Source organism: Pseudomonas sp. NFACC16-2 (assembly GCF_900119205.1).
GTDB lineage: Bacteria > Pseudomonadota > Gammaproteobacteria > Pseudomonadales > Pseudomonadaceae > Aquipseudomonas > Aquipseudomonas fluorescens_Q.
Genome location: NZ_FPIX01000076.1, coordinates 1 through 11458, shown reverse-complemented (window position 1 = coordinate 11458; position 11458 = coordinate 1). Strand labels below are relative to the sequence as shown.

The 11458-nt window shown below is 58.0% G+C and carries 12 protein-coding genes and 1 tRNA gene; 7 read left to right on the top strand and 6 right to left on the bottom strand.

Annotation, left to right across the window (positions count from 1 at the left end):
- Nucleotides 1-266: group II intron maturase-specific domain-containing protein (locus BT116_RS29715; protein ID WP_305883203.1), on the top strand; the 266-nt coding region annotated here is incomplete at its 5' end.
- A 103-nt stretch (nt 267-369) separates the two neighbouring features.
- Here BT116_RS29715 and BT116_RS29710 read toward each other — a convergent pair.
- The 6 genes from BT116_RS29710 to BT116_RS29685 form a co-directional block, all read right to left on the bottom strand.
- A complete protein-coding gene (locus BT116_RS29710; protein ID WP_072349321.1) occupies nt 370-594 on the bottom strand; it encodes a hypothetical protein in 225 nt (74 codons plus the stop codon).
- Nucleotides 591-1778, bottom strand: a complete 1188-nt coding sequence (locus tag BT116_RS29705; protein ID WP_072349319.1) for an S-type pyocin domain-containing protein — start codon at nt 1776-1778, stop codon at nt 591-593. Before BT116_RS29705 ends, BT116_RS29710 begins: the two co-directional genes overlap by 4 nt.
- A 441-nt stretch (nt 1779-2219) precedes the next feature.
- Nucleotides 2220-2894, bottom strand: coding sequence for a DUF4276 family protein (locus BT116_RS29700; RefSeq protein ID WP_072349317.1), 675 nt, complete (start codon nt 2892-2894; stop codon nt 2220-2222).
- Nucleotides 2891-4018 (bottom strand): AAA family ATPase, encoded by a 1128-nt coding sequence (locus tag BT116_RS29695; protein WP_072349315.1) that lies wholly within the window; start codon nt 4016-4018, stop codon nt 2891-2893. The genes BT116_RS29700 and BT116_RS29695 overlap by 4 nt, the downstream gene beginning before the upstream one ends.
- Before the next feature lie 149 nt (nt 4019-4167).
- Complete coding sequence (locus BT116_RS29690) at nt 4168-4497, bottom strand: hypothetical protein (RefSeq protein WP_072349313.1); 330 nt, start codon at nt 4495-4497, stop codon at nt 4168-4170.
- A 358-nt stretch (nt 4498-4855) separates the two neighbouring features.
- Nucleotides 4856-4940, bottom strand: a tRNA-Leu gene (locus BT116_RS29685).
- 108 nt (nt 4941-5048) lie between these two features.
- Here BT116_RS29685 and queA point away from each other — a divergent pair.
- The 6 genes from queA to BT116_RS29655 all read left to right on the top strand — a co-directional run bounded on the left by queA (nt 5049) and on the right by BT116_RS29655 (nt 11134).
- Nucleotides 5049-6098, top strand: a complete 1050-nt coding sequence (gene queA, locus BT116_RS29680; protein ID WP_028237240.1) for a tRNA preQ1(34) S-adenosylmethionine ribosyltransferase-isomerase QueA — start codon at nt 5049-5051, stop codon at nt 6096-6098.
- Between the two features lie 14 nt (nt 6099-6112).
- Nucleotides 6113-7228 carry a tRNA guanosine(34) transglycosylase Tgt gene (gene tgt, locus BT116_RS29675; protein ID WP_161951757.1) on the top strand — a complete coding sequence of 372 codons (1116 nt, stop codon included), beginning with the start codon at nt 6113-6115 and terminating at the stop codon, nt 7226-7228.
- A gap of 43 nt (nt 7229-7271) precedes the next feature.
- Nucleotides 7272-7610, top strand: coding sequence for a preprotein translocase subunit YajC (gene yajC / locus BT116_RS29670; RefSeq protein ID WP_007916913.1), 339 nt, complete (start codon nt 7272-7274; stop codon nt 7608-7610).
- Nucleotides 7611-7675: 65 nt separating this feature from the next.
- A complete protein-coding gene (secD, locus tag BT116_RS29665) occupies nt 7676-9544 on the top strand; it encodes a protein translocase subunit SecD (protein WP_072349311.1) in 1869 nt (622 codons plus the stop codon).
- A 9-nt stretch (nt 9545-9553) separates the two neighbouring features.
- Nucleotides 9554-10468: a protein translocase subunit SecF gene (gene secF, locus BT116_RS29660; protein WP_072349309.1), complete on the top strand. Its 915-nt coding sequence runs from the start codon at nt 9554-9556 to the stop codon at nt 10466-10468.
- Nucleotides 10469-10585: 117 nt separating this feature from the next.
- On the top strand, nt 10586-11134 hold the full coding sequence (locus tag BT116_RS29655) for a glycine zipper 2TM domain-containing protein (protein WP_072349307.1): 549 nt from the start codon (nt 10586-10588) through the stop codon (nt 11132-11134).
- The last annotated feature ends 324 nt before the right edge of the window (nt 11135-11458 follow it).

Here is an 11458-nt window from a genome sequence, read left to right as displayed (position 1 = left end):
AGAAGCCACTTGAGGAGTTGGACGGATGGGTGCGACGTAAGCTTCGGTGTGCCATCTGGCGCCAATGGAAGCAGCCCTCGACGAGGGCGCGCAACTTAATGCGCTTGGGGCTTGGCGAAGCTCGTGCCTGCAAGTCAACGTCGAATGGCCGCGGCCCATGGTGGAACTCGGGGGCGTCGCATATGAATCAGGCGCTGCCGAAGAAACTGTGGAACCAACTCGGACTGGTCTCGATACTGGACACGATCAACGGCTTATCTGCATAACCTGAACCGCCGTATACGGAACCGTACGTACGGTGGTGTGAGAGGACGGCGGATGCAAATCCGCCTCCTACTCGATCGAAAAATTACCTATTCCTACTTGCAATTAGTTGCTGCTGGTTAAAAAAAACAACAGGTTTCGGGGCAGTTCTATAGAGCACTCAGATTCCAACGCTTTAATTTGAGATGTACTCAGTTCGTAATCGTAAAAATAGTCTTCTTCTTTGGTCCAGTTCATTATTTTTGCTAAAACTTGAGTGTCAATGCAGAGCGTTTTTTCGTATGAAGCGAAGTCATCGCCGTCCATCACCCCCATTATTTTGTGTTTCATGGCTCTATCCACCTCGTTGGGTCGGCTAGTTTGGTTTGGGCTCCCGTAATATGGTCGAATTCGCCCAAGTGCTTTCCTCGCTTGTTATATTTTTCTACTGCACCATGCTGTAAATCCCATTCATATATTATTTTGTCATTATCTTTCCAGCGAGGACGTAATCCTCCTCCTTTCATGCGGGTTTTGGGTGGCGCCCATTTCGCACTTGGAAAAGCAGGTAAAAAATCTGGTTTCGGGTGGTAGTCATGATGAGGCGTACTCACCACAACATAAACCGGCCGAACCCCCGAATCCGCCGGAAATACCAGAATGAAATCCTTGTACTCCGGCGGATAGATCGGGTCGACGATGATGCTGTCGGCCACTGGCGTCGGCGGATAGATCCAGATGTGAGGTGCCTGTGGCGCCGCTTCCAGGGCGGGGATGCCGAGGGTGTCGGACGGGTCGGTGGCCGGGGTCCAGATCAGTTCGATGCCATCACCCAAGTCGGCGATGAATTGATCGGCTCGCGGGGTGAACTGGACAACGTCGACCATTTCCCAATCGCGGTTCTGACCGGTGTAGAAGCCATAGCCCTTGAGGCTGCCGTCGGCTTGCTGCTCGATGCTCAGGCGCATGCGGCTGCGGGCCTGCTTGAGGTGACGTAGTTGGTCGTCGCTGTAAAGCGCGCTGTCGCCCAGGCTGGACGGCCAGAGCAAGGCGACGATGCCTGTCAGCAGGGCCGCGCCAACGGTGCCGCCGGCAGCGGCTGCCGTAGAAGTTGCCGACCCGCCCAGCGCGAGCCTGCCCAGCGTAACGGGTACCGTGCCCGCGCCGATCTGCTTGAGGGGGATCGTGCCGGATGGGTCGGCGCTCCTGCCGCCGAGCCACATGAGATCGCCGTACTGCTTGACCAGATCGGCCGGGACGTAGCCATTGGGGTTGCTGTAATCGATGATGCCGTCGGGGAGCTTGCAGCTCTTGGCAAACACGCTTCCGGTTACGGTGGGTAACGGCTTGTTAGCCACCGTGGCCCAGCGCTCTCGTTCATAGGCTGCCTGCCGGGCAAGCATGGCTTCGTAAGCCAACTGCCGGGCTTCGCGCTCGGCCAGTTCGCTGGCGGTCATGTCCCGGTAAGTGACGTGATGCCCGTCACCACCGGGCGGGTTTCGAACCTGAGGGATGTCTTTTTTGCGTGTCGCCACGTAGTGAGTCTCGTCCAGTGAGTGCGGGACAGACGCTAACGTGGAAGGACAGGGGCGCGATGTAGGAGGTTTCTTGAAGTGGCTGCTCCGGTTTCATCAATACAGGTCGGGCTGGATATTGAGGGGCGGAGCAAGATTTATCGCTACCGCTTGATCCATATGGGTGTCAGGCACGACTCAGTCGTAGCCATTGATGAGAAAACGGGTACGACGGGTTCAACCAGGCAGGTTGAGATAAAAGGGGAACCCAGCAGTTAAAAGCTGCAGGGCGAGTTGGCTTTTAGCCTTGACTTGAGACCGGCAAATGGGTGTCCCCTTTGTTTTGCAAAGACAGGTGGGGCGCTCTCGGTTGTAGCTCGATACTAACTCGCCACCTTCTGAACAAACATCAGTCGTTAGATAGGCAGGCGTTGAAGCTCCAAAAAACTCTTGCTTTGCTGATTACGCAATCGGTTGCAACGCTTCCATATGTCTGAGCCAATCATCAAATCGAGTGCACTGCGAGCGTATTGTGGGCAGCCCGATCTCTATTGCCGCGAGCGAGCCGTGCAGCGGTTTCTCGTAGCCTTCGTAAAGTTTCAGGAGTCGTTTGCTCGGCGCTGTGACCGGGCTGTTGTTGATGGCTTCCGGTGTGTCGAACTCGTTTCGTATGCGCAGCAGTTTGTCTTCGAGGGCTGGCTGGTTGATTCCCAGGGCAAGCCCTCTGGGGCAACTGAACAGTAATCCTTCGAACTCGTACATCTGAACGTACGGAATGAATCGACGCATCGCTTCGTCGCCGAGTTTCTGCCGCAGCTTCTCCACCATGGCTTCAAGCAGACAATCAGCCTTTCCATCCATGGTCTCTTTGTTGCTAGCCTCGGCCTTGCCGGGAAACGCTTCGGGTAGGCCGTAGAAATCGAAAAAAGTGGTGCAGTAGGCTTGGCGATCACCGAGCAGTCGTTTTTCAAGATCAGTCAGTAGGCGCTCGAAGCGGAAGTTGCCACCTTTATGTCCCGGTTTGCCAATCAGCGCGGGCACTAGATAAATGCCCAAATGATGGAAGGCTGGGGCAAGCACCTCGTTGATGAACATCTCCTCTGTCTGGCCTTCGCAAATGACATGGACTCGAATCATTTACGCGGCCTCCCGCCGAGGATATTTTTCTCCCAGAGTTCACCGACCGAATAGTCGTCCAGCCAAGTCTCGAAATCGTCTTCGTTCAGTCGCTTGAATACCGTCGCGCCCTTTTCCCGTTCGACAATGATCAAGTCGCTGATAGGGAATTCATTGACCAGTGGTACGGACTGCGTCGAGACAATGACTTGCATTCTCGTCGAGGCCGACCGAAGCAGCGAGCCCAATAAAGTGATGGCATACGGATGCAAACCCAGTTCAGGCTCATCAATGATGATGGTGGAGGGCGGCTCCGGTTGCAGTAGTGCAGTGACCAGACAGATGAAACGGATTGAACCGTCTGATAACTGGCTGGGCCAGAAGACGTAGTCGCTGTCTTTCTGACGCCATAGCAAGTTGATCAGCTCTTCTTCTGTTTTCAAGCGAATGGGGTTGAGCACGAAATCATCGAAAAACGGAATCGCTAGTTGAATGGTCTTACGAATCTGTTCGTAGGCATCCGGTGCTTCTGTGGTCAGGCGGTAAAGATAGGCCGCCAGGTTGGATGCGTCGGGGCGCAGATAGTCGTTGATGTGGACTGGGCCGCGGCGTTTGACGCTTGCTGTATCACTGGTGTCATGGAAGTGGAAGACTTTCCAGCTGGAAATCGATTCGTAGCAGTAGGCGACGACATCGTTTTTGTAGTCGGCATAAAAGCGCTTGGAATTGAACGTTTCTTTGAGTTTCGCTTCTTGATGTCCAGAGCCAAGCTGTATCCATTGTGCTCCGTACCGAGGGCCATCGAAGAAAAGTTTCTCATTCGAGAATACAAAGTCTCCATCCACAGTTGGCTCCAGTTCGAACTGGTAGCCGTTCAGGCCAAATCTGATGAAGGACTCGATTTTCTGGGTTTCTTTCACACCGAAACTGACAATGCGATCCGCAGAGCCCTGCTGAGCTGTCCATTTCTTCAGGCGTTGTTCCATCATTTCGCCGAGCATACGAAAGTAGGAAACGAAGCTGCTCTTACCGGCACCATTGGCGCCCAGCAGGACATTCAGGCTGCCAAGCTCCAGGTCGTCCAGATTTTTTATGGACTTGAAACCCTTGATCGTTAGCCGATCGATAGCATTTTTCTTGCTCATTGATGCGACATTCCTTAGCGGTACTGTCTTGAATCGCAGGCCGCTTTCACGAATAGCTTTTTCAGAGTTTGCCACTGATTTCAGGGGCTGGCTTGTTTCATCCTAACTGTAATTTTTTCCGGCTAATACCAGCCCTTGAGTAACGCCGCTCACTGAATATCTTTCAAATACCCCTTAAGCGCCACCAGCGGATCTTCAAACCGGTCTATCGTCCGTGCAGCGCTGAAATCCGCTGCCAGACGATCCAGCTCACGACCCAAGGTAGTGCCGGCGCCGCCGACCGCTTGAAGGGCCAATCCCAGGCAGTGGTTCACCTTGTTTCGAATGCCGTCGGTGTCACCCTTGCGCACCAACAACCCAAACACCTCCCGATCACACCCGCCCATCAACGGATCATCCCGCAAAATCGGACTATGCCCCTCCGTCTCATAAGCCAGCTTCAGCGAGTAAAGAGCGACCGTTTCCAGCAGCAATTCCATGGGGTGAAGTCCTTTGTCAGCGGGTGAGGAGGGGCGGTGGATCAACTGGGCGTTGCAAGGCGGAGCATCGGTGGGGCTGTGACATTTTTGTGAGCGCTTTGCGCTCAAGCGGGAGCAAGCTCCCTCGCCACAAGTTTCTTACTGGCCACAGATTCTTCCTTGCCACAGGTTTGGTGGTTGGGGCCGCTTCGCGACCCAGCGGGGATAAATCCCCTCGCCACAAAAGAGAGTGATTAGCCATGGCCTAAGCAGATCTCAGCCAATCCCCAATGATTGGCTGAGATCTGCTTAGGCCATGGTCAGTCACTTTCCTGCAGACGAAAAAAAAGACCTTGAATTTCAAGGTCTTTCTTTAAGATGGTGCCCCGAGGGAGACTCGAACTCCCACTCCTTTCGAAAACGGATTTTGAATCCGCCGCGTCTACCAATTCCGCCATCAGGGCTCAATGGCGGCGAAGTATAGAGAGGTGCCTACCGTTGGTCAATCACGTTTCATGGTGAATTTTTGATAATTCCGCTAGACTTTCCGGCCCTGCTAGACGAACCCCATCATGCGTGTTGCTGACTTTACCTTCGAACTCCCGGATTCGCTGATCGCTCGCCACCCTCTGGCCGAGCGTCGCGCCAGTCGACTGTTGACCCTGGATGGGGTCAGCGGTGCCATGGCTCACCGTCAATTCACTGATTTGCTTGAGCATTTGCGCCCGGGCGATTTGATGGTGTTCAACAATACCCGGGTGATTCCGGCGCGGTTGTTTGGCCAGAAGGCCTCCGGCGGCAAGCTGGAGATTCTGGTGGAGCGGGTGCTGGACAGTCATCGTGTGCTGGCCCATGTGCGCTCCAGTAAGTCGCCCAAGCCGGGTTCGTCGATCCTCATCGACGGCGGTGGCGAGGCGGTGATGGTGGCGCGGCATGATGCGTTGTTCGAGCTGGAGTTTGCCGAAGAGGTGTTGCCGCTGCTCGACCGCGTCGGGCACATGCCGTTGCCTCCTTATATAGACCGCCCGGACGAAGGTTCGGACCGCGAGCGTTATCAGACCGTGTACGCCGAGCGCCTGGGGGCGGTGGCGGCGCCGACGGCGGGGCTGCATTTTGATCAGCCGTTGCTGGAGGCGATTGCCGCCAAGGGCGTGGAGACGGCGTTCGTGACGCTGCACGTGGGCGCGGGCACGTTCCAGCCGGTGCGGGTCGAGCGCATCGAAGACCACCACATGCACAACGAATGGCTGGAGGTGAGCCAGGACGTGGTCGATGCCGTGGCGGCCTGTCGCGCTCGCGGTGGGCGGGTGGTGGCGGTGGGGACCACCAGTGTGCGGTCCCTGGAAAGCGCCGCTCGCGATGGGGTGCTCAAACCGTTCAGTGGCGACACCGATATCTTTATCTACCCGGGGCGGCCGTTCCATGTGGTCGATGCCCTGGTCACCAATTTTCATTTGCCTGAATCCACGCTGTTGATGCTGGTTTCGGCGTTCGCCGGTTATCCCGAAGCCATGGCCGCCTACAAGGCTGCCGTCGAGCATGGATACCGCTTTTTCAGCTACGGTGATGCGATGTTCATCACCCGTAACCCCGCGCCACGCGGACCCGAGGAAACAGTATGAGTCGCACCTGTCGCATGTCCTTCGAGTTGCTCGCCACCGATGGCAAGGCTCGTCGCGGTCGTCTGACCTTCCCCCGCGGTACCGTGGAAACCCCGGCGTTCATGCCAGTGGGCACCTACGGCACGGTCAAGGGCATGTTGCCGCGTGACATCGAGGCGATTGGCGCGGAAATCATTCTCGGCAATACCTTCCACCTGTGGCTGCGCCCGGGCATGGAAGTGATCAAGGCCCACGGCGACCTGCACGATTTCATGCAGTGGAAAGGCCCGATTCTGACCGACTCCGGCGGTTTCCAGGTGTTCAGCCTGGGCGCGATGCGCAAGATCAAGGAGGAGGGCGTGACCTTCGCCTCTCCGGTGGACGGTTCCAAGGTGTTCATGGGCCCGGAAGAGTCGATGCAGGTGCAGCGCGACCTGGGCTCGGACATCGTGATGATCTTCGACGAATGCACGCCGTACCCGGCCGATGAAGACGTGGCGCGGGTGTCCATGGAGCTGTCGTTGCGCTGGGCCCAGCGTTCGAAGAATGCCCATGGCGAGAACACGGCGGCGTTGTTCGGCATCGTCCAGGGCGGCATGCACCGCGACCTGCGCATGCGTTCCCTCGAAGGCCTGGACAAGATCGGCTTCGACGGCCTGGCGATTGGCGGTTTGTCGGTGGGTGAGCCGAAGCACGAGATGATCAAGGTGCTCGATTACCTGCCAGGCGAAATGCCCGCTGACAAACCTCGTTACCTTATGGGCGTTGGCAAACCGGAAGATCTGGTTGAGGGTGTGCGCCGCGGGGTGGACATGTTCGATTGCGTGATGCCAACCCGTAATGCCCGCAATGGGCATCTGTTCATCGACACCGGTGTGCTGAAGATCCGTAACGCGTTCCATCGCCATGATGATTCGCCGCTGGATCCGACGTGCGATTGCTATACGTGCCAGAACTTCTCCCGCGCTTATCTGCATCATTTGGACAAGTGCGGCGAAATGCTCGGGAGTATGCTCAATACCATCCACAATTTGCGCCATTATCAGGTGCTTATGGCTGGTTTGCGCGAGGCTATCCAACAGGGTACATTGGCCGCCTTTGTCGAGGCCTTCTATGCCAAGCGCGGGTTGCCTGTTCCGCCTTTGGACTGAGTTTTCCGATCCCTAGATTCAATACTTGCAACTGGAGTGCTAAATGAGCTTTTTTATCTCTAACGCCATGGCTGATGCCGCTGCACCTGCTGCTGCCGGCCCTATGGGTGGCGGTTTCGAGTGGATTTTCCTGGTCGGCTTCCTGGTCATCTTCTACCTGATGATCTGGCGTCCACAGGCCAAGCGCGCCAAAGAGCAGAAGAACCTGCTGAGCAGCTTGCAGAAGGGCGATGAAGTGGTCACTACCGGCGGTATCGCTGGCAAGATCACCAAAGTGGCTGATGACTTCGTGGTACTGGAAGTGTCCGACACTGTTGAAATGAAGTTCCAGAAGGGCGCCATCGCGGCCACGCTGCCAAAAGGCACGCTGAAAGCGATCTAAAGTTTCAAACTTCTATTCAATCGACGGGGCGCGCAAGGCGCCCCGCGTCATAAGCGGGCGGCGTGATGCTGAACAAATACCCTCTGTGGAAATATGTACTGATCCTGGCGGTGCTGGCGGTCGGTCTGATTTATTCCGCTCCCAATCTATACCCGGATGACCCGGCCATTCAGGTCAGTGGCGCAAGCACTGCGCTGCAGGTCACCCAGGCCGATCTGGACCGTGCGAGCGCTGCGCTCAAGGCGGCCAATATCGAGGTCAAGGCTGCGTCCATCGCTGAAAACGGCAAGGGCGGCCTGTTGCGCCTGGTCAAGGCAGAAGACCAGTTGCCAGCCAAGGACGTGGTGCGCAAGGCCATGGGCGACGATTACGTTGTGGCCCTGAACCTGGCGCAGACTACGCCGCAATGGTTGCGCAAGCTTGGCGCGCACCCGATGAAGCTGGGCCTGGACTTGTCCGGCGGTGTGCACTTCCTGCTGGAAGTGGACATGGAAAAAGCCCTCGACGCGCGGATGAAAGTCTACGAAGGCGACGTCAAGAGCTTGCTGCGTAAAGAGCGCGTGCGTTATCGCAGCCTGCCGCAACTCGACGGTGCCATTCAGCTGGGCTTCAGCGATACCGATACCCGCGAGCAGGCCCGTAGCCTGATCCGCAAGAACTTCAACGATTTTGACATTGTGCCGGCCGACCTCAATGGTCAGGCGGTGCTGCGTCTGGCGATGACCCCGGCCAAGCTGGCGGAAATCCGCGAATACTCCATCAAGCAGAACTTGACCACGGTGCGTAACCGCGTCAACGAACTGGGTGTGGCCGAGCCGATCGTGCAGCGCCAGGGCGCCAACCGCATCGTGGTTGAGCTGCCGGGTGTGCAGGACACTGCCGAAGCCAAGCGTATCCTCGGCAAGACCGCCAACCTGGAGTTCCGCCTGGCCGCTGAGCCGGGTGCTTCCAAGGCCACTTCCGAGAGCTTCGAGTTCCGTGAAGGAAATCGCCCAGCGGCGCAGATCGAGCGTGGCCTGATCATCACCGGTGACCAGGTGACCGACGCCCAGGCGGGCTTCGACGAACAGGGTCGCCCACAGGTGAACATTCGCCTCGACGGCCACGGCGGCGAACTGATGAGCCGCGCCACGCGCAGCAACGTCGGTCGCAGCATGGCGGTGATCTTCATCGAGCAGAAGCCGACCACCACCTACACCAAGCAAGTGGTCGACGGTGTCGAGAAAGACGTCGCGGTGCAGACCTTCAAGGAAGAGAAGAAGATCATCAGCCTGGCGACCATCCAGTCGCCACTGGGCAGCCAGTTCCGCATCACCGGCCTCAACGGCCAGGGTGAATCCTCGGAACTGGCCCTGCTGCTGCGTGCCGGTGGCCTGGCCGCGCCGATGTACTTCGCTGAAGAACGCACCATCGGCCCGAGCCTGGGTGCGGACAACATCACCAAGGGTATCGATGCATCCCTGTGGGGCATGCTGTTCGTCTCGTTGTTCATCATCGCCATCTACCGCTTCTTCGGCATCATCGCCACCGTCGCGCTGGCGGTGAACATGGTGATGCTGCTGGCGCTGATGTCGCTGCTAGGGGCTACGCTGACCCTGCCGGGTATTGCCGGTATCGTCTTGACCATGGGTATGGCGGTGGACGCCAACGTGCTGATCTTCTCGCGGATACGTGAAGAGATCGCCGCGGGCATGTCGATCCAGCGGGCAATCAACGAAGGCTTCGGCCGGGCATTCACCGCGATCCTCGACGCCAACCTCACCACGTTGCTGGTGGGCGGGATTCTCTTCGCCATGGGCACCGGCCCGGTCAAGGGCTTCGCAGTGACCATGTCCCTCGGGATCTTTACCTCGATGTTCACAGCCATCATGGTGACCCGCGCAATGGTCAACCTGATCTTTGGCGGTCGTGACTTCAAGAAGTTGTGGATTTAAGGGGCTGCCATGTTACGTACAATCAACTTCATGGGCGTTCGCAACGTTGCGTTCGGCGTCACATTGTTCCTCACCGTACTGGCGTTGTTCAGCTGGGCCACCAAGGGGCTGAACTACGGCCTGGACTTTACCGGCGGTACGCTCATCGAGCTGACCTACGAGCGTCCGGCCGATGTCACCAAGGTGCGTGAGCAATTGGCGACGTCGGGCTACAGCGATGCCATCGTGCAGAGCTTCGGTGCGACCACGGACCTGTTGGTGCGCATGCCGGGTGAAGACCCGCAGCTGGGCCACCAGGTGGCCGAGGCCTTGCAGAAGGCGGGCGGCGATAACCCGGCCCAGGTCAAGCGCGTCGAGTTCGTCGGCCCGCAGGTGGGTGAAGAGCTGCGCGACCAGGGCGGCCTCGGCATGCTGATGGCGCTGGGTGGCATCCTGCTCTACCTGGCCTTCCGCTTTCAGTGGAAGTTCGCGGTGGGGGCGATTGTCTCGCTGATCCACGACGTGATCGTGACCGTGGGCATCCTGTCGTTCTTCCAGATCACCTTCGACCTGACGGTGCTGGCGGCGGTACTGGCGATCATCGGTTACTCCCTCAACGACACTATCGTGGTGTTCGACCGGGTGCGTGAGAACTTCCGTGTGCTGCGCAAGGCGTCCTTGATCGAGAACATCAACATCTCGACCACCCAGACGCTGCTGCGGACCATGGCGACGTCGATCTCCACCTTGCTGGCGATCGCGGCGCTGCTGATCTTTGGTGGCGACAACCTGTTCGGTTTCTCCATCGCGCTGTTTGTCGGCGTATTGGCAGGTACCTACTCGTCGATCTACATCGCCAACGTGGTGCTGATCTGGCTGAACCTGAGCACCGAGGACCTGATTCCTCCTGCGGCCACCGAAACGGAAGTGGACGACCGCCCATAAGGCTCGTCGCCCCGCCCGTCACCGCTGAAAAGGCGCGAGTTGAACTCGCGCCTTTTTTTGTGCTCCAAGGCTGGGAGAAGCGCGGATTAATCCGCTTGTGATGGCCTGGAGGTTCAAGTGAACAAATCGATGCTGGTTGGTGCGGTATTGGGTGCTGTCGGTGTGACTGCCGGTGGTGCGGTCGCGACCTACAGCTTGGTAAAAAGTGGCCCTGAGTATGCGCAAGTATTGGCCGTGGAGCCGGTCAAGACCCAAATCAAGACCCCGCGTGAAGTGTGCAAGGACGTCACCGTGACTCGGCAGAAGCCAGTCCAGGACCAGCACCAGATCGCCGGTACCGTGTTGGGCGCCGTAGCTGGTGGCCTGCTGGGTAACCAGATCGGCGGCGGCACCGGCAAGAAAATCGCCACCGTGGCGGGTGCGGCCGGTGGTGGTTATGCCGGTAACAAGATTCAGGAAGGCATGCAGGAACGCGACACCTACACCACCACCCAGACGCGCTGCAACACGGTCAATGACATCAGCGACAAGGTGGTAGGCTACGACGTTCGCTACATGCTCGACGGCAAAGAAGGCAAAGTCCGCATGGACCGCGACCCGGGCAACCAGATCCCGGTGAACAAGGAAGGCCAACTGATCCTGGGGCAGAACGAACCAGCCCGGTGATCCAGTTGTTGTGAAGAAGCACCCTTCGGGGTGCTTTTTTTTACGTCCGAATTCTGGGCTGTAGATCGTTACCACGCTCCGGGTGGGAATGCATCCCGTAACGCTCTGCGTCACCTGCCAGAAGCGGAACGCGGAGCGTCCCTGGCGACGTTCCCACGCGGAGCGTGAGGAACGATCCTCCAGCGCCCCCACAACCCGATCGTTCCCACGCTCCTGCGTGGGGCTGCATCCCGTGACGCTCTGCGTCACACTCCAGAAACGGAACGCGGAGCGTCCCTGGCGGCGTTCCCACGCGGAGCGTGAGGAACGATCCTCCAGCGCCCC

Excerpts from the sequence above, each read along its gene's own strand:
- BT116_RS29695 (WP_072349315.1), bottom strand. The coding sequence starts at position 4,018 with ATGAGCAAGAAAAATGCTATCGATCGGCTAACGATCAAGGGTTTCAAG.
- BT116_RS29710 (WP_072349321.1), bottom strand. The coding sequence starts at position 594 with ATGAAACACAAAATAATGGGGGTGATGGACGGCGATGACTTCGCTTCA.
- yajC (WP_007916913.1), top strand. The coding sequence starts at position 7,272 with ATGAGCTTTTTTATCTCTAACGCCATGGCTGATGCCGCTGCACCTGCT.
- secD (WP_072349311.1), top strand. The coding sequence starts at position 7,676 with ATGCTGAACAAATACCCTCTGTGGAAATATGTACTGATCCTGGCGGTG.
- secF (WP_072349309.1), top strand. The coding sequence starts at position 9,554 with ATGTTACGTACAATCAACTTCATGGGCGTTCGCAACGTTGCGTTCGGC.
- BT116_RS29700 (WP_072349317.1), bottom strand. The coding sequence starts at position 2,894 with ATGATTCGAGTCCATGTCATTTGCGAAGGCCAGACAGAGGAGATGTTC.
- tgt (WP_161951757.1), top strand. The coding sequence starts at position 6,113 with ATGTCCTTCGAGTTGCTCGCCACCGATGGCAAGGCTCGTCGCGGTCGT.
- queA (WP_028237240.1), top strand. The coding sequence starts at position 5,049 with ATGCGTGTTGCTGACTTTACCTTCGAACTCCCGGATTCGCTGATCGCT.
- BT116_RS29690 (WP_072349313.1), bottom strand. The coding sequence starts at position 4,497 with ATGGAATTGCTGCTGGAAACGGTCGCTCTTTACTCGCTGAAGCTGGCT.